The 17,675-nt window shown below is 66.7% G+C and carries 17 protein-coding genes; 1 reads left to right on the forward strand and 16 read right to left on the reverse strand.

The window, feature by feature from the left end:
* Positions 1-116: 116 nt before the first annotated feature.
* The 5 genes from rplS to rpsP all read right to left on the reverse strand — a co-directional run bounded on the left by rplS (position 117) and on the right by rpsP (position 3,266).
* Positions 117-467 (reverse strand): 50S ribosomal protein L19, encoded by a 351-nt coding sequence (gene rplS / locus HMPREF3167_RS03165; RefSeq protein WP_068538437.1) that lies wholly within the window; start codon positions 465-467, stop codon positions 117-119.
* 119 nt (positions 468-586) lie between these two features.
* Positions 587-1,942 carry a tRNA (guanosine(37)-N1)-methyltransferase TrmD gene (gene trmD, locus HMPREF3167_RS03170; protein ID WP_068538438.1) on the reverse strand — a complete coding sequence of 452 codons (1,356 nt, stop codon included), beginning with the start codon at positions 1,940-1,942 and terminating at the stop codon, positions 587-589.
* Between the two features lie 2 nt (positions 1,943-1,944).
* Positions 1,945-2,484, reverse strand: coding sequence for a ribosome maturation factor RimM (gene rimM, locus HMPREF3167_RS03175; RefSeq protein WP_062612018.1), 540 nt, complete (start codon positions 2,482-2,484; stop codon positions 1,945-1,947).
* 81 nt (positions 2,485-2,565) lie between these two features.
* Positions 2,566-2,802: an RNA-binding protein gene (locus HMPREF3167_RS03180; protein ID WP_062612013.1), complete on the reverse strand. Its 237-nt coding sequence runs from the start codon at positions 2,800-2,802 to the stop codon at positions 2,566-2,568.
* Positions 2,802-3,266 carry a 30S ribosomal protein S16 gene (gene rpsP / locus HMPREF3167_RS03185; protein ID WP_068538439.1) on the reverse strand — a complete coding sequence of 155 codons (465 nt, stop codon included), beginning with the start codon at positions 3,264-3,266 and terminating at the stop codon, positions 2,802-2,804. Before rpsP ends, HMPREF3167_RS03180 begins: the two co-directional genes overlap by 1 nt.
* Before the next feature lie 306 nt (positions 3,267-3,572).
* Here rpsP and HMPREF3167_RS03190 point away from each other — a divergent pair, with 306 nt between their 5' ends.
* Positions 3,573-4,517, forward strand: coding sequence for a cation diffusion facilitator family transporter (locus HMPREF3167_RS03190; RefSeq protein ID WP_070445435.1), 945 nt, complete (start codon positions 3,573-3,575; stop codon positions 4,515-4,517).
* 27 nt (positions 4,518-4,544) lie between these two features.
* Here HMPREF3167_RS03190 and HMPREF3167_RS03195 read toward each other — a convergent pair whose 3' ends face one another.
* From HMPREF3167_RS03195 to HMPREF3167_RS03245, 11 genes are all read right to left on the reverse strand, one after another.
* Entirely contained in the window at positions 4,545-5,609 is a 1,065-nt protein-coding gene (locus HMPREF3167_RS03195; protein ID WP_070445438.1) for an amidohydrolase family protein, read from the reverse strand.
* 13 nt (positions 5,610-5,622) lie between these two features.
* Entirely contained in the window at positions 5,623-7,167 is a 1,545-nt protein-coding gene (ffh, locus tag HMPREF3167_RS03200) for a signal recognition particle protein (RefSeq protein WP_062612004.1), read from the reverse strand.
* Between the two features lie 83 nt (positions 7,168-7,250).
* The gene (gene ftsY / locus HMPREF3167_RS03205) at positions 7,251-8,456 is read right to left on the reverse strand and encodes a signal recognition particle-docking protein FtsY (protein ID WP_068538441.1); all 1,206 of its coding nucleotides are present in this window, start codon (positions 8,454-8,456) and stop codon (positions 7,251-7,253) included.
* A gap of 145 nt (positions 8,457-8,601) precedes the next feature.
* Positions 8,602-9,927 carry an amidohydrolase gene (locus tag HMPREF3167_RS03210; protein WP_068538530.1) on the reverse strand — a complete coding sequence of 442 codons (1,326 nt, stop codon included), beginning with the start codon at positions 9,925-9,927 and terminating at the stop codon, positions 8,602-8,604.
* Between the two features lie 53 nt (positions 9,928-9,980).
* A complete protein-coding gene (locus tag HMPREF3167_RS03215; protein ID WP_148132192.1) occupies positions 9,981-10,526 on the reverse strand; it encodes a hypothetical protein in 546 nt (181 codons plus the stop codon).
* Between the two features lie 126 nt (positions 10,527-10,652).
* Positions 10,653-14,228, reverse strand: coding sequence for a chromosome segregation protein SMC (gene smc, locus HMPREF3167_RS03220; protein WP_070445441.1), 3,576 nt, complete (start codon positions 14,226-14,228; stop codon positions 10,653-10,655).
* A gap of 30 nt (positions 14,229-14,258) precedes the next feature.
* A complete protein-coding gene (locus tag HMPREF3167_RS03225; RefSeq protein ID WP_168160819.1) occupies positions 14,259-15,125 on the reverse strand; it encodes a hypothetical protein in 867 nt (288 codons plus the stop codon).
* Positions 15,082-15,459, reverse strand: a complete 378-nt coding sequence (locus tag HMPREF3167_RS03230) for a hypothetical protein (protein WP_143601953.1) — start codon at positions 15,457-15,459, stop codon at positions 15,082-15,084. Before HMPREF3167_RS03230 ends, HMPREF3167_RS03225 begins: the two co-directional genes overlap by 44 nt.
* A gap of 19 nt (positions 15,460-15,478) precedes the next feature.
* Entirely contained in the window at positions 15,479-15,892 is a 414-nt protein-coding gene (gene ndk, locus HMPREF3167_RS03235) for a nucleoside-diphosphate kinase (protein ID WP_068538445.1), read from the reverse strand.
* A 46-nt stretch (positions 15,893-15,938) separates the two neighbouring features.
* Positions 15,939-16,244, reverse strand: a complete 306-nt coding sequence (locus HMPREF3167_RS09595; RefSeq protein WP_148132377.1) for a hypothetical protein — start codon at positions 16,242-16,244, stop codon at positions 15,939-15,941.
* A gap of 281 nt (positions 16,245-16,525) precedes the next feature.
* Positions 16,526-17,674 (reverse strand): AAA family ATPase, encoded by a 1,149-nt coding sequence (locus HMPREF3167_RS03245; protein ID WP_062611988.1) that lies wholly within the window; start codon positions 17,672-17,674, stop codon positions 16,526-16,528.
* Position 17,675 lies beyond the last annotated feature (1 nt).

Below are 17,675 nucleotides of genomic sequence, written 5' to 3' on the forward strand. Positions count from 1 at the left end.
ACCGGCCGGGCACGTTCGCCGCCGAGCCGGGGTGTCTCCACGTGACTTCGCCGACAGCGTTCGGGCTGTGGATAAAAAAGAAGCACCCTCGCGGGTGCTTCCAGCTTGCGACACCCTTAGGCGTCTGCACGCATCTCGCGGATCTTCGCGGCCTTGCCGTGACGATCGCGCAGGTAGTACAGCTTGGCGCGGCGAACGCGGCCACGGCTGACCACCTCGATTGAGTCAACGTTCGGGGAGTGCAGCGGGAAGCGACGCTCCACGCCAACACCGAAGGACACCTTGCGGACCGTGAAGGTCGCACCAATGCCGTTGCCGCCCTTGCGGTCGATGACAACGCCCTGGAAGACCTGGATACGGTGACGCTGGCCTTCCACAACCTTCACGTTGACCTTGACCGTGTCACCCGCGCGGAAGTCGGGGCGCTCGGTCAGCGATGCTTCGTTAATCTTGTCGATAATGTTCATTATCTTCTCAACCACCCTGCGCGCAGGTCAGAGTGCTTTCCGGGCTTTCGCCCGTTCGTCGGAAAGAACTTGCAGCCGGATCGTGCCCCCTGCGGCAGGCCGCGAATCCCATACAAGCCCTACAATTGTGGCACACGCGCCCGGATCGCCAAAGTGACATCCTTGTTGATCTGCTCACCCACAACGAATTCGCGCGCGCCCACAACCCTGAAGCCGGCCCGCTTGTAGGCCCGGATGGCACGTTTGTTGGCGGTGTTCGTCCCTAGCCAGACGTACGGCTCGCCACCCTCGGCCCGCCGCGCCACCTCGGCCAGGGCCTCGCGCATGAGGATGTCGAACACGCCCGTGCCGCGCCACGGCGTATCGACGTAGAGCTTGGACAGGTACACGAGCTCGCCCTCACGCGGGGTGTCCTCCAGCACGACGTCGACCGGCGCCCCCGCCTCGATCGCCTCGGCCTGGTCCTGTGCGCTCGCCGGGAAGAAGGCCATCGCGTAGCCGGCGAGCTTGCCACCCACGCGGGCCACGAGCACGAGGTAGCGCGGGTCGGCGACGTAGTTCGCGAACCGCTCCGAGCTCAGGTTTTCGGCCACGAAGGCCGCGATGTCGGCGTCGGCCATGCCGGGCGGGCAGGCGTGCGGGAAGAGCCGGCCGGCAAGGGCAGCGACCTCTCCCGCCTCCGCCGGCCCAGCCTCGTTCACGACTACGCGCTGCAGGCCCTCCCCGACCACCCAGCCGAGCCGGGTCAAGGTCGCGCGATCCCTCTTGCCCAAGCCAGCCACGTCGAGCACGGCGATCATGTCCGGGCGCCGGGCGGCCGTGCGCTCGAGGGCGCGGTCGCGCCGCCAGCGAGCCACCTTCCCGTGGTCGCCGGAGGTGAGGACCTCGGGCACGTCCAGGCCGCGGAAGGAGGTGGGCCGGGTGTAGACCGGGTACTCGAGCAGGCCGGCCACCCCGTGCGATTCCTCGCGCAGCGACTCGGGGTTGCCCACCATCCCCGGCACGAGCCGCGAGACGGCCTCGACCAACGCAATCGCGGCCACCTCTCCCCCGTTGAGTACGTAGTCGCCGAGCGAATACTCGACCACCTCCATGCCCGCCGCACGGTAATGTTCGGCCACCCGGGCGTCGATCCCCTCGTACCGTCCGCACGCGATGACGATTTGGTCAGCCTCCGCCAGCTCCCAGCACGCCTGCTGCGTGAGCATCGCGCCCGAGGGCGTCGGGATCGCAAGTACGGCACGGCCGGGGCCCACGACGTCGTCGATCGCCTTGCCCCACACGTCCGGCTTCATCACCATGCCGGCGCCCCCGCCGAACGGCGAATCGTCCACGGTGCGGTGGACGTCGGCGGTCCAGGTGCGCAAGTCGTGCGCGGCGATATCGATAAGGCCGCGGCTGCGCGCCTTGCCGACAAGCGACAGGTCGAGCACGGAGAAGAACTCGGGGAAGACCGAGATGATGTCAAAGCGCACGCCTACCGCCCCTCGGTCTCCTCGGAGATCACGAGCTCGTCGGGCGAGAAGAGCCCGGGAGGGGCGTCGATGATCACGCAGTTATCCTCGAGGTCCACCTCGGTGACGATCTCCTTGACGAAGGGCACCCGGGTGATGATCCCGTCCGGCTCGCGCACCACCAGCAGGTCCTGAGCGGGCATCGGCTCGAGCCCGACCACGATGCCGAGCTCGTAGCCCTCCGGGTCAAGCACCTCCAGGCCCTTGAGCTCGTGCGGGAACCAGGCATCTTCTTCCGCCTCGTCCTCATCCGACTCGATGACCAGCTTCACCCCGCGCAGCGACTCGGCGCCCGTGCGGTCGGCGTACTCGGCGAAGCGCACGTACTGGGTGCCCTTGTATTCGCGCCGCGCTGTGATCGTCACCGGGCCCATGTCGGCCGGGTCGGTCTCCAGCGTGGTGCCCACGGCGAGCCGCCGCTCCGGATCGTCCGTGCGCACGTCCAACTTCACGTCACCCTTGAGGCCGTTCGCGGCACCAATGATCGCCACCGTCAACTGCATGACTCCCCCTTTTTCTCTTCCTTCAATCTTGCCTGGATAGCAAAGGACCCGCCACACCTGGCGGGTCCTTCACGGAAGTTATCACAGATCGGTTTCGATCACGTCAACGCGTACCGGGCCCTGCGTTGCAAGCGCGCCGATCACGGAGCGCAACGCCTTGGCCGTGCGGCCGTTGCGGCCGATCACACGCCCGAGGTCCTCGGGATTGACTCGGACTTCGAGGAGCTCACCGCGGCGGTTGTTGCGCGAGGTGACCTCGACGTCGTCCGGATTGTCCACGATTCCGCGAACGAGGTGTTCCAAGGCGTCAGCAAGCATTACGCTTCCTCAGCCTCTGCCGGAGCCACGTCAGCCTCGGCCTCAGCCTGTGCAGCCTCCGCTGCGGCGGCCGCCTCGGCCTCCTCGCGAGCCTTCGCCTTGTCGGCGCGGCGCTTCTCGGCCTCGGCCTGGACGGCCTTGGTGGCCTCCTCGCGCTGCGCGGCGATGTCCACAACCTCGGCGGTCTTCAGGGTGGAGCCACCCTCGAGACCCTTGGCTGCCTGCCAATCACCCGTGATCTTCAGCTGAGCCAGCACCGGCTCCGACGGCTGGGCGCCGACCGAGATCCAGTAACGAGCACGCTCCGAGTTGATGTCGATCACCGACGGCTCGGTGTTCGGGTTGTAGTAACCGATCTCCTCAATGACGCGGCCGTCACGCTTCTTGCGAGAATCGACGACGACGACGCGGTAGTGGGCCTCACGGATCTTGCCCATACGCTTCAAACGAATCTTGACTGCCACTTTAGCGGTCACTCCTAGTTCATGTTTGGTGGGTTCCAACCGGAAACGTGGGAAATCATGCGTCTGGTTTTTACCCGGACTGAGACGCCGCCAGGGTGAGAGGGACCCGGTGATGCCTGAGTACAACGAACCATGATGCCAGACTTTGCCCACTTTTTGCACTCCCTGCTCGCTTTCCGCTCGGTGGTAGTGGTCACGTGCCGGGTTTTCAGGAGCCCTAAACACGGCGTTTCATTGTAGCGAAGTGTGCGAAAGGTCCCTCAACTGTTAGTTCCCATCGCCGCTGGCAGGAACGACAATGGAGTCATGCCCCAAGACACCCGCCACAGGGAGAACCTCGCGCCGTACGCGTGGCTCTCGATCGGCGTCGCTATCGTGACCATCGCGCTCAAAGCGGGAGCCTACCTCGCCACCGGCTCTGTCTCCCTCCTGTCGGACGCGATGGAGTCAGTGGTCAACCTCGTCGCGGCGGTCATCGCCCTCATTTCGCTCATGCTGGCCGCCAAGCCCGCCAGCTCGCGCTACACCTTCGGGCGCTCGAAGGCCGAGTACTTCTCCACCGCCATCGAGGGCGCCATGATCTTCGGCGCGGCCGCGCTCATCATCTTCGCCGCGATCATGCGCCTCGCTCACTCCAAGCCCGTGGAGAGCCTCGGGATTGGCCTGGTCATCTCCGCCATCGCCGCCCTCATCAACGGCGCCGCCGGCATGTACCTCATTCGCGTGGGCCGTAAGAAGCGCTCGATCACGCTCGAGGCCGATGGGCGCCACCTGCTCACCGACCTCATCACCTCCGCCGGCGTCATCGTCGGCCTTCTCCTCGTCCTGGCAACCGGCTGGTCCATCCTCGATCCCCTCATCGCGATCGCCGTCGCCATCAACATCGTGTGGACGGGCCTCTCGCTCCTGCGCACCTCGCTCTCCGGCCTCATGGACGTCACACTTCCCGACGACGAAAACGCGGCCATCGTCGAGGTCCTGCGAAGCTTCAGCCAGCCGGGCTCGATCAGCTTCCACGGTCTGCAGACCCGCCAGTCCGGCCGCGAGCGCTTCATCAACGTCGACCTCCAGGTGCCGGGGCTGTGGACGGTCAAGCAGGGCCACGACCTCGCGATGGAGGTCGAGCGCGCGATCCAGGCCCGGCTCGACAACACCGACATCGTCATCCACGTCGAACCGATCGAGGACGAGGCCTCGTATGAGGATATCCCCGAGGGCTTCATCCCGCTCGGCGACGAGTACTGGTCCTAGCCCGCCGACCTGACGGGCCGGCGCGGCCTAGATGACGCGCACCCCTGAGGCGAACACGGCCAGCGGCTCGCGTAGCGTCTCGATGTTGACTTCCGGGTCTTCCCGGTACACGACGACGTCGGCCGGCTCCCCTTCCGCCCACACGTCGAAGCCGATCTTGGCTCGCCCATCAAAGGTGGCGGCCGCCATGACGAGGTCGGCCGGCATCCCGTCCTCGACCGCGTCGATGAGTTCGTCAACCAGGTTGACCTCCGCCACGTTCTCCGCCGTGTCGGAGCCCATGAGGAAGTGCGTGTCTGTCTCGACCATGAGGGCCAGGTGCTCGCGGCGCCTCGCGTCCATCCCCAGCATGCGTTCCACGTAGGTGGGGAACTTCGCGCCTTTGGCCGCGAACTCGGGGAAGCGGCGGATCTGGTGAACCGTGGGGGTGATGAGGATCCCCCGCGCGGCGGCCTCCAGCAGGTGGTCACGGGTCATACCCGTGCCGTGCTCGATCCCGTCCACGCCCGCCTCCAGCAGGTCATCCACCGTCTCGGTGGCGAAGGTGTGGGCGGTGACCTTGCCCCCGGCGTCGTGAACGGCGGCCACAGCGTCGATCAGCGCCCTGCACGGCCACAGCGGCGTGGTGTCGCCGACCTCGCGGTCGATCCAGTCGCCTACGATCTTGATCCAACCATCCCCGCGCTCGAACTGGCGCACGGCCTCGGCGGGGAGGCCTGCGGGTTCGACGTCGACAGCGAGGTGGCGTTCGTAACGCTTGAAGCGCGCAATGTGCTGGCCCGAATGCATGACGCGGGCCAGCCCCGGCTCCCACGCGACCTTCGCATCGTGCTGGCCCCCGGCGTCGCGAACAGTGGTGATCCCGTGCCGGGCCAGCACCTGCAGGCGACGGCGCATCTCAGCCACCGGGAGCGGCTCGGGCGTGCGGCGCATGCCGGGGGGGGTGTGGACGTCGAGGAGGCCGGGGTAAGCGAAGCCCGCAATCTCCTCTCCCCCACCGGAGCGCGGGGGCGAAAAGGCGAGGCGACCGCCGTCGATCCAGGCTTGGCTCGCGTCGGTCCCACGGAGGGTACCGCGAAGATGAACGGTCATGATTCCTCCCCGCCTACTTGAGGAAGCGCGCCAGCTCCTCCATGTCGACCTCGGGCTTGGCCTGCGGGCCGCCGAACGCGCTGCCCTTCTTCGCCTCGGCCTCACGCTGGGCGGCGAGTTCCTGCTGGCGGCGCTTGGCCGGGTTGCCCGAGCGGCCCTTCTTCGAACCGGAGGTGTTGCGCTTCTTCTTGTTCTGCCGCTTCGTGTAGCCACCGCCCATGCCCGGCATGTTCGGCATGCCCGGGATGTTCGGCATCCCGCCGCGCGACATGCTGGTCATGACCTTCTTCGCCTGCTCGAAGCGGTCCACGAGCTGGTTGACTTCCGTGACCGTGGTGCCCGAGCCGTTGGCGATGCGCAGGCGACGCGAGCCGTTGAGGATGCGGGTGTCGGCGCGCTCGGCCGGGGTCATCGACTTGATGATCGCCTCCTGGCGGTCGATCTCCCGCTCGTCGAACTCCTCGAGCGCCTCGCGGTACTGGCCCATGCCGGGCAACATGCCCATGAGCTTCTTCATCGAGCCCATCTTGCGGATCTGGTTGAGCTGCTCGAGGAAGTCGTCAAGCGTGAAGTCGCCGCCGGCCATCTTCGAGGCCAGGTCCTCGGCCTGCTGCTCGCTCCACGTGCGCTCGGCCTGTTCGATGAGGGTGAGCAGGTCACCCATGTCAAGGATGCGGGAGGCCATACGGTCCGGGTGGAAGCGTTCGAAGGCGTCCAGCTTCTCGCCCGTGGAGGCGAACAGGACCGGCTGGCCGGTCACCCCGCGCACGGACAGCGCGGCGCCGCCGCGGGCGTCGCCGTCGAGCTTGGAAAGGACCACACCGGTGAAGCCCACCCCGTCACGGAAGGCGAGGGAGGTATTGACCGCGTCCTGGCCGACCATCGCGTCCAGCACGAACAGGATCTCATCAGGGTTGACGGCATCACGGATGTCGCGCGCCTGGGCCATCATCTCTTCGTCCACACCGAGGCGGCCGGCCGTGTCGACCACCACCACGTCGAACGTATTTTCCTTCGCGTAACGAACCGAGTTGCGGGCCACCTCGACCGGGTCGCCGATGCCGTTGCCCGGCTCGGGGGCGAAGACGTGGACACCGGCCTGCTCGCCGACCACCTGGAGCTGGTTGACGGCGTTGGGGCGCTGCAGGTCCGAGGCCACGAGGAGCGGGCGGTGGCCGTTCTCGCGCAGCCAGCGGCCGAGCTTGCCGGCCAGGGTGGTCTTGCCCGCACCCTGGAGGCCGGCGAGCATGATGACCGTGGGCGGCTTGGGGGCCCAGTTCAGCTCGCGGGTTTGACCGCCGAGCACCTCGATGAGCTCCTCGTTGACGATCTTGACCACCTGCTGGGCGGGGTTGAGCGCCTGGCTCGCCACCGCACCCACCGCCTTCTCACGGACCGCGGCGGTGAACTGCCGCACGACGGGCAGGGCCACGTCCGCATCCAGCAGCGCGCGGCGAATGTCGCCGATGACCGCTTCGACGTCCTTCTCCGACAGGCGCCCTGCCTTGCGCAGGTTGCGAAGCGAACCGGTGATCCGATCAGAAAGCGAATTAAACATGCAGACCTCAAACGAAGTAATAGAACGAGCAAAAGTCTACCCCAAGCGCGCCGCCGGCCAGGTGGCGCGCTTGGGGCAGGAGATTAGGCGAGGAGGGAATCGACGAAATCCTCCGGGTTGAAGGGTGCCAGATCGTCGGCGCCCTCCCCCAGACCGACGAACTTCACCGGCACGCCAAGCTCGCGCTGGACCGAGACCACGATCCCACCCTTGGCTGTGCCGTCCAGCTTGGTGAGCACGATGCCGGTGATCCCGGCGACCTCCGCGAACACCTTCGCCTGTGTCATGCCGTTCTGGCCCGTTGTCGCGTCCAGCACCAACAGCACCTCGCGTAGCGGGGCGCCCTTTTCCATGACGCGTCGGATCTTGCCCAGCTCGTCCATGAGGCCCGCCTTGTTCTGCAGGCGGCCGGCGGTGTCGACGATCACGACGTCGGCCCCGGACTCGCGCCCGACCTTGACGGCCTCGAAGGCCACCGACGCCGGGTCTGCACCCTCACGGTCGGATCGCACGACGTCGACGCCAACGCGCTCACCCCACGTGGCAAGCTGGTCGGCGGCAGCCGCGCGGAACGTGTCAGCAGCGCCGAGCACCACGCTCTTGCCGTCGGCCACGAGGAGGCGGGCCAGCTTGCCGGTGGTGGTCGTCTTGCCCGTGCCGTTGACCCCGACCATGAGGATCGAAGCCGGGTGGCGGGCGTCGTCGGCGACGACGGGCTCAAGGTTAAGGGAACGGTCCATGTCCGGGCCGACGAGCGCGAGCAACTCCTCGCGCAGGATCACGCGCACCTCCTCCACGTCGGTGGTACCGCGCACCTTGGTCTGCGTGCGCAGGGTGTCCATGAGCTCGGTGGTGGCGTCCAGGCCGAGGTCGGCCATGAGGAGCGTGTCCTCGAACTCCTCCCAGTCCGCCTCGGACAGGTCGCCGCGCGACAGGATCGACAGGAGCGCGCGCCCGAGCGCGCCCGAGGCGGCAAGGCGCCCGCGCAGGCGCTCCATGCGCGAGCCCACCGATTCAGGAACCTCGACGGCCGGGACCTCGACCTCGGGGACCGCGGGCTCCGCAGGGACCTCGGGCTCGGCCGGCCCAGGTTCGGCCGGAACCTGCGGCGCTACCGGCGCCTCGACGTCGGGCTCAGCCTCGGCCAGCGCCTGCTGCTCGAGCTCGGGGCGCTGCTCCCAGGGCAGCTCCTTCGACGAAGACCTGCGCTGGCGCACAACCAGCGCCGTGCCAAGGGCGAGAATAGCAAGAATGCCAAGGATAAGAATGATGATCTGTTGAGTATCCACGGCTCTAGTCTCGCCTACATCGGGCGATATTCCAAAGAGTGACTCGCTCGGCGGACCGCGCCACCAGGCCCATTGAAAAACCTTGGACGGTTCCGGCGCGATGTCCCCATATAAAGAAGATCTCGCCGAAACCGTCCAAAATACTTTACTCGCCGCGCGGCATGAGGTCGATCGCGGCGCCGGTGAAGATCCGAACCCCGGCCGGTAACACCTTTTCCTCCACGCAGAACTTACGGTTATGCGCGCCGGCGGGCGAAGCGGTGAGCATGCGGATGAAGGTGGCCTTGCCGCCGTTGGCCTGGACCCGATCCATCATGAAGGCGTAGTCCTCCGATCCGGAGGCCTCCATCCAGTTCGGCTGGTGCGCCTTCAGGCCCAGCTCCGCTGCGACGGCGTCGATGCGCTCCATGAGCTCGCGGTCGGAATCGAGCGAGATCGACTCCCCCATCCGCACGATCTCATACTCGAGCTCGTACATCGCGGCCGCCGCCTTGATCACCGCCCTGGCCCGCTTTTCCATGTACTCGTTGGTCTCGGTGGTATCGCCCCGCACCTCAATCTCCAGGTGCGCCTTGTCGGCGATGATGTTGCGCCCACCGTCGATGATCACCTTGCCCACGTTGACCCGGCTGGGCCCGTGCGAGTGGCGGGAGATCGCGTACAGGTTGAGGATCGCGGTAGCCACGGCCGGCACCACGTTGCGCCCCTCCTCGGGCGCGCCCGAGGCGTGAGCCGAGCGGCCGAAGAAGTTCACGTCCATCTTCGTGGTCGCGAGCGCGCCGCCCGCTCCGGAGCAGATGTCCCCGTCCTGGGACTTCTCATCCACGTGCTGGGCGAGCATGAAGTCGACGTCGTCAAGGTGGCCCTTGGCCACGATCGACTTCGCCCCTCGCACGCCCTCCTCCGCGGGCTGGAAGATGATCTTTAGCGTGCCGGACCACGAATCCTTCATCTCGGCCAGTAGCTTGGCGGTGCCCAGACCGATGGTGATGTGGGCGTCGTGGCCGCAGGCATGCATAGTGCCCTCATGCTCGGAGCGGAAGCCCTTGGCGGCCGGCTCGAAATCGTCGTCGTCGGCCTCGTGGATGGGCAGGGCGTCGATGTCGAAACGCATGCCGACCGTGGGCCCCTCCCCGTTGCGCATGATCGCCACCGCGCCCGTGAACTGGTCCTTGATCCTCTCCAGCCACGCGGGGGCGGCGCCCTCGTCGAGCGCGCGCTGGAAGGCCGCGGCGTCGGCGTCGGGACCGGGCAGGCCCATGCGCTCGTCGGCCTCGCACACGTCGGGGCCGTAGAGCACCTCGTAGCCCCAATCGGTGAGGCGCTCCAGGATGATCACGGTGGTGCGGTACTCCTGGAAGCCAAGCTCGGGGTAGCGGTGGAAGTCACGGCGCCACTCCACAAGCTCGTCGGTCATCTGGGCGGCGGCGTCGTTGATGCGACGCGCAATATCGTCGGTGATAGCGGTCATGATGTCCTTATTACCGTTATGCCCGATGTTATCGGAGCCTCCTTCGGGCGTGATCACCGACGACGACGCACGGCGCCCGGGATCCGACGCGCACCGCGATACAGCGCCCTGCCGAGCCGAGCAGAGCCTCGCGCACCCTGCTTGGCCACCTGTGCCACCGTGCCAGCACCCGCCGAGCACGCCGCCCACACCTTCTGCGCGCGCGTGGACTGGGCCGGCGCCTTGTGGGAAGCGCGCTCCGAGTAGTCCTGCTTGACGTCCCCGGCAGCCTCGAGCGCCTTGATGACGGCAAGCTCGGTGGCGTCAAGGACTTTACGCGGGGCCGAGGAGCCGACCGCGCGGGAGAACTTTTCCTCAATGCCGTCCGGGGAGTAGTAGGGATCGCGCTGATCGCCGCCGAAGGTGGCAAACATATCCGACAGGTGTGTGTCCTTCATGTGAACCACGAACCTGTCCCCGTCCAACTCATTCGAGCGCCACGCCCTGACCGATTCCTCGACCCATTCGCGCCCTTCGGCGGTCTTGCGTCCGCGCGCTAAATAGTAGGCGCCGCCGCCGACGGTCCCCACAACAGCTGCACTCATCAGAATGGTCATCACCCTTTAGTTCTAGACCAGCCCCACCCAAATAGCACGCTTCGCCGTGGGCGTTTCCATCACAATTGGGTCACGGTCCCTGCTGGCAGCCGGGACCAGGGTCCGTACCTGCCCGCCGCCCGTGCGTCGTTAGCTTCCGGCGAGGTCCTTGACCCGCTGGGAGATGACGCTGGTAACGCCGTCTTCGCGCATGGCCACACCGTAAAGAGCGTCGGCGATCTCCATGGTGCGCTTTTGGTGGGTGATGATGAGCAGCTGCGAGTTGTCCTGCAGCTCCTCGAACAGCCCAAGGAGGCGGGAGAGATTCGTGTCGTCGAGCGCGGCCTCCACCTCGTCCATGACGTAGAACGGCGAGGGACGCGCCTTGAAGATCGCGATGAGGAACGCCACGGCCGTCAGCGAGCGCTCCCCACCCGACAGGAGCGAGAGCCGCTTGACCCGCTTGCCCGGCGGGCGGGCCTCGATGTCGACGCCGGTAGCAAGCACATCGTCGGGGTCGGTGAGCACCAGCTGTCCCTTCCCGCCCGGGAAGAGGCTGGCGAAGGTCGTCTCGAATTCGCGGGCCACGTCCGAAAGCGCGCTGGTCATCACCTCGTTCACGCGCTGGTCGATGTCGCGCACGATCCCCAGCAGGTCCGCCCGCGACTGGCGCAGGTCCTCAAGCTGCTCAGTGAGGTAGCGCTGGCGTTCCTCGAGCGCGGCGTGCTCTTCGAGGGCGAGGGGGTTGATCTTGCCCAGGCGTGCCAGGTCGCGTTCGGCCTTGATCAGGCGTTTTTCCTGTTCCTCGCGCACGAACGGCTGCTCCGGCTTCGGCTTCTCGCCCTCCGCCTGCGGCAAGGTGATCATGAGGTGGGGGCCGAACTCGGCCACGAGCGTGTCAGCTGACATGCCCAGGTCATCGATCGCCTTCGCCGCGAGCTGCTCGTACTTGAGGCGCTGTTCGGCGAGCGCGAGTTCGTGGCGGTGGCCCAGGTCGTCGAGTTCGCGCTGTTCCTGGCGCAGCCGCTCGAGGCTAGTGCGTGCCGCGGAGAGTTCGCCCTCGCGTGTGGCGCGCATGCCCTCGGCCTCCTCGCGCTCAGCGCTGAGGGCCGCAAGGTATTCTTGCGCGACGACGAGCGCGGCCGTGGCGTCCTTCGCCACCTGTTCCGCCACCCCGGCCGCCTCCTGGCGCCGGGCTGCCGCGCGCTCCTCCTGGGCGATGCGGGCCTCGACCGAGCGGGCCTGCGCCTGGAGCGCCTCCGACTTGCCGGCGATCGCGCGCAGGCGCTCCTCGCGGGTGCGGAGCCTCAGCCGGGCCTCCGTCTCGTCCGAACGCGCCGCCACGGTGAGCTTGTGTGCCGCGTCCCGCTCGGCTGACAGCTCGGCCGCGTGCTTGGCCAGGTCCTCCGGGGCGTCCTCGAGCTGGCCCTGCTGCTCACGCAGGTCGGCAAGTTCGTCGATGTGCCGTTCAAGATCGTGGTCAATCCGGCGCACACGTTCCTCGTTACGCTCGATCTCCTGGTGAGCAGCCGACAGCGATTGGCGCAGCACCCCGAGCTGGGCGCTGACAGCCGCCAGGTGCGAATCGCGGGCGCCGAGCTGGGCGGCGATCTGGTCAAAGTCCTCATCGGCGACCGCGGCGGCTGCGTGAGCGCGGGCCAGCTCCTCCTCGGCCCGCGCGAGGGCCTCGGTGGCGGCGGTGGTCTGGGCCCGGGCGTCGTCGTAAGCAGCCTGGCGCGCGAGGATCGCGGCCGCCTGCACCTGCCCGCCCCAGGCGTGGGTGCCGGACAGGACGTCGCCAGCCATGGTCGCCACCGCCGGCGCGCCGGCGTCGAGGAGCTGTTTGGCGGCGGCGAGGTCGACCGCGAGCACCGTGCCGGTCACTAGCGCGCGCAGAGCCACGGCCGAGCTGCCCTCTCCCTCCACGACGTCGGAGGCCAGCCGCGCCTGGTCGGCGGCAAGATTAGTCTGTGCGAGCGCCGCGCGGGCGGCGTCGTCGCGATCGGATCGCGCACCGGACTCGATGAGGAGCTCGAGGTGGCCGGCGTCGGCCTCGCGGGCGGCCCGCAGGGCGTCGACGGCGGCGTCGACGTCGCGCACGATCGCCCCCGTTGCAACGCCCGACAGCGCGGCCTCGGCGGCGGCCTCCCAGCCTCCGGCGATCTTCACCGCATCCCGCACCAGGCCCACCACGCCCGTGCGGTGCTCGTCCAAGAGCCAGGCGGTGGCGTCCTCGGGGGCGAGCGAGAGTTCGAGGGTGTCGGCCTTCGTGCGCCACTCCACCACCGAGGACTGCGCGGCGGCCACGGCCTGGCGGGCCTCCTCGACCGCATCATGCGCACCCTGGCGCACGCGCGCCGCCTCTTCGTGGGCGATAGAGAGCGTGTCGTCGCCGTCGGTGTGAGCCACCGCCTGCTCCTCAAGCTCGATGACCTGCTGCTCGGCGGCATCCGCGCGCTTGCCGGCCTCCGCCATCGCGGCGGCCACGCGCTCCTTTTCAGCGGCAAGCGACTCGATGCGCGAACTCGCCGTGGCAATCTTGCCATTCAACCGGGCTGCCAGCTCGCGGCGATCGGCCACAGAGCGGTTGACGGTGGCAAGCTCCTGGTCCAGCTCACGCTCGCGCAATTCGGCGCCCTCCCGCCGAGAGATTACCTCACGCAGCGCGTCCTCGGCAGCGCGGACCTCCTTACCCAGGCTCTCCTCCTCGACCCGGGCCTCCTCCGCCCGCTGCCAGATACGCTCCGGGGCCTCCCCGCGATGCGCCGACGGGCCGGTCTGAAGCAGGGAACGCTCGCGCTCGGTGGCAAGGTTCGCCAGCCCGCGGAAGCGCTCCACGAGCGAGCCGAGCCGCTGCCAGTTCTCCGTCAGCGCCGCGATCTGCGTGCTGGCCGCATCCGCCGCCGCCTGGAGCTCGGACACCTCGTTCGCCGCCCTCGCCACGCGCGCGGCCAACTCGGCCGCGGATTCCTGGAGCTTCTTCTCATTCACCGACTGAGCCTGCAGGCGCGCCTGGGCCTGGGCGACGTCGTCGGCAAGAATGCGAGCCCGCGCGTCGAACACCTCAGCCTGGATGACCTGGGCGCGCCGGGCCGTGGCCGCCTGGCGGGCGAGCGGGCCGAGCTGGCGGCGCAACTCCCCGGCAAGGTCCTCAATGCGCGTGAGATTGCCCTGCATCGACTCTAGCTTCCGCAGCGCCTTTTCCTTCCGGCGCCGATGCTTGAGCACGCCGGCGGCCTCCTCGATGAAACCGCGGCGGTCCTCAGGCGTGGCCGTCAGCACCTCGTCAAGCTTGCCCTGCCCGATGATGACGTGCATCTCCTTGCCCATGCCCGTGTCCGACAGCAGCTCCTGGATATCGAGCAAGCGGCAGGCCGTGCCGTTGATCGCATACTCCGAACCACCCGTGCGGAACAGGGTGCGCGAGATCGTGACCTCGGAAAACTCAATGGGCAACGCGCCGTCGGTGTTGTCGATCGTGAGCGTGACCTCGGCGCGGCCCAGCGCGGGGCGCTTCGCGGTTCCAGCGAAGATCACGTCGGCCATGTTCCCGCCGCGCAGATTCTTCGCACCCTGCTCGCCCATCACCCACGCGAGCGCATCCACCACATTCGACTTACCCGACCCATTCGGGCCCACCACACAGTTAATACCCGGCTCGAAGCTCATGGTGGTGGTCGTGGCGAAAGACTTAAAGCCACGCAAGGTCAAGGTTTTCAGGTGCACGCGCCCAGTTTATCGTGGACGAGCAAATTTTCAGCTATCCGCGCTCCACGTGATCCCGCCGTCGATGGATACGGCGCGCTCGCGGCTCCCATCCGTGCGCATGAACGTCACCTCGATCCGGCCCGCGGCTACCTCGACGTCCTCTACCGCGCCCGTCGATGGCAACTCCGCAACATAGACCCACTCCTGACCCATACGCTCGACGAAGACGTTGCGGTTAGCAGGGCCGGCCTTGTCCACGACGACGACCGCGTGCTCGGGGTCGACATCGAAGGCCTCCACCTCCCCCACGTCCCACCTGGCCGCCACGGTCGGCAGGGACCAAGGCTCAGGCGACGGTGAGGCGGTGGCCTCCGGGGTGGCCTCGACCTCCGGCACGGTGACAAGCTCGGATTCGGGGATTGGCCGGCGGCGCATGGTGAAAGGCGAGAGGGACTCGTACTCGCCGACGTCGCTCTGCCAGCCCTCCCGGCAGTCCGCCGGGTCGAAACACCAGCTGTCGAGGTAAGCGAAGGTGAGCATCGAAGGTGCGATGCCCAGCCATGTGATCCCCGCAAGGGGCAGGGCGAACACCCAGGCTAACATCGCCAGCCCGATCCCCCACGTCCGCCACCTCCAGGCGGCCAGCGCGCCCAGGCACGCGAGCAGCGGGGCCGCCCCGATGACCACGACGATCTTCAGCGGATCCGTGATCCACCAGCCGAGGCGGACGGAGTCCCATTCGCGGCCCGGCAGGGTGATGGCGAGCCACAGAGCGGTGGCGCAGGAAACCCACACCGCCAGCGCAATGAGCGTCACGTGGGTGAACACATGCCATCCGCGCGGCTCGGGTTCACCCTCAGCCGGGATATGGTCAGCCGTATCCACCGTCAACAACCCTCCAGGGGCCGCCATCATTACGCACAAGGATCTCCTTGTAATCCGTATACGTATCGTCGCCGTTCAGCCCCATCTCGGGAGCCTTGTCATTCGTGATGAAGTCGACTGTGAGCACGAGGGCCTCATCTCCGTCGTACTGGCTCGCCCAATAATCGGAGTCGAGCTCGCCCGTGTACGTCACCGACCCGAAATCCTCCAGCACCTCTGACAACGCCGTCCAATGATCAACGACGACGTCCGCCGCCTCGCGCACCTCGTCCTCCGAGTAAGTGGCCGAGGACGCGAGGTTATACGTGACCTCACTCATCGGGTCGCTGGAGCACCCGCCCAGGAGGGCGAGTCCAGCGACCAAAGCGAACGCGCTACGAGACCTAGTCGAACCAGACGGAGATCTCATGGGCGGCTGACTCCGCACCGTCAGAGGAATGGATGAGGTTGCGGATCTCGCCGTCGCCCCAATCACGCCCGAGGTCGCCACGGATCGTGCCGGGCGCGGCCGCAGTCGGCTCGGTGGCACCGGACAGGGAGCGGACGCCCTCGATCACACGATCGCCCTCAATGACGGCCGCGACGATGGGGCCGGACTTCATGTAGGCGGTCATGCCCGCGTAGAAGGGCTTTTCCGTGTGCTCGTGGTAGTGGCGGGCCAGCAGATCGTCAGTGGCGGTGAGCATGCGCATCCGCACGATGCGGTAGCCCTTCGCTTCGATACGGCGCAGGATCTCGCCAGTGAGACCACGCTCCACGCCGTCAGGCTTGACAAGGATCAGTGTTTGTTCAGTCATGCTCCTATGATAGTCGCGCCCTCACCATTGCGTGCGAAAAACGGGGCTAGGACAGCAAAAGTGCGCGGCACAGGGCATCGTGCGCCCGGCGTAAACTCTCGGAATCCTTCATCGCATTGTCGATGTCCCACACCTGAGAGAACTCACCATATACCGACTCGAATTCCGGGCCAGGCCGATGGCCGTCTCTCACCAGGCGCTGTTTCATCGTCTTCGTTCCGAAACGAGCGACGGCCCTTAAAAGCTCCTTCTTGGGGCGCACACTTCGCTGCGCATTGCGCACCTCATTAGTCGGCACTCTAAAGAAAGAAGCGGCGCCCTCATGGTCGGCCAGCATCCACTCCTCGATCATGGGGTCGGCGATTCTGAGGAGAAAGCTGCTTGGGCAGGAACCACCGAGCAAAGCCTGCCGAAGATCAACCGGGCACTTTCCGTCCGAGTCACGTACGACCAACCAAACGCCCCCGTCTGGTACCGACGCCGCTTCACAGTACGCACTGATCTTCTTGTCAAGATTTGCAACGCCATTTTGAATGAAATCGCCACACACCTCCGCTCCCACATACTCCACAAGACGCGCAAGGAAGGCAAGGTCACTCCTCCCCTCACACACAAGGTAGACACGCGCGGCCATCACTGCATCGCTTGGACAAGACCGGTACCGATGCGAGGGTTGATGAGATTGGAGATGGCCTCGGACTTCAGCACTCCGGTATCGACGAAATCTGACTCCGGCGAACACTCCGATAGCAGACTAGCCTGCGTGTTCTCGTCTCCGCGCGTGAGTACCAAGATCTCCTCGCTGGCAACGCCCTCATCGTCGAGCAGGTCGGGCGAGTGAGAGGTCATGACCACCTGCATGTCCTTGCCACGCTGGACGGAGGCGATCATCGACGGGAGTTGCTGAATGATCTCACGGTTAAGCGAGATCTCGGGCTCCTCCAGCAGCAAGATCCCCTCGGATCGAGGCTGGGAAAGCACTGCCCAGAGTAGTGCGATGAGCCGCAACGTGCCGTCGGAAAACTCAGTTTCGAGCTGGTTCGCCGGATTCTTTCGCCAGTTCTTGAAGGCCGCGACCAGGTGTGGGTGCCCGGCCTTGTCGATCTCCAGCTTCAGCGATTCAAAGTTCGGCACCGCCGTCTGAAGCGCCGCTTGGATGCGCTTCAGGCGAGCCAGCCGAGTGCGCTCCTGCGTGGCGTTGATCTCCGCAATGAGCCCGTTCCCCACGGCGTCACTCGATGTCCGGGTGGGACTGGAGTGACGAATGCTCTGCGGGGAGGGATGCGAGTAGCGAATCCCTTCGAAGAACCTCGCCACGTCCCGGAACTTCGTGTTGCTCGCGATCTGCTCCAGGTGGGTCTGAGTGAGCAGGACCGGATCGGCGTTGTCGGCCGCGTTGGGGCGCGAAAGGATAGTCTCGCCCGCTCGCGTCACCACTTCCTTCGCAACGGTCGGCCGGCGCAGGCCCGAGGACTCCCGGCTGATCGCAAGATTGTAGGTCCATTCCTCGCCGCCGTCATCCATGACCACGAGGATTTCAACGTGCCCGTTATTGAAGTTGCGCGCGTTGAGATTGCGGATCGTACTCAAACCGCCACGGTTCTCAATCGCGGAGCTCAGGCCGCCCTGGGGGCTTGCGATGTCACGCAGGAAGCGGAAGACATCCAGGAGGTTTGACTTGCCGGTGGCGTTCGCACCGACGATAATGAGGCGCTGCCCCAGGCGGAAGTCAATCTCGTGGAAATTCCTCCAGTTCTTGACCTGCAGTTTCGTCAGGCGCATT

This window comes from Trueperella sp. HMSC08B05, from assembly GCF_001808405.1.
Lineage (GTDB): Bacteria > Actinomycetota > Actinomycetes > Actinomycetales > Actinomycetaceae > Trueperella > Trueperella bernardiae.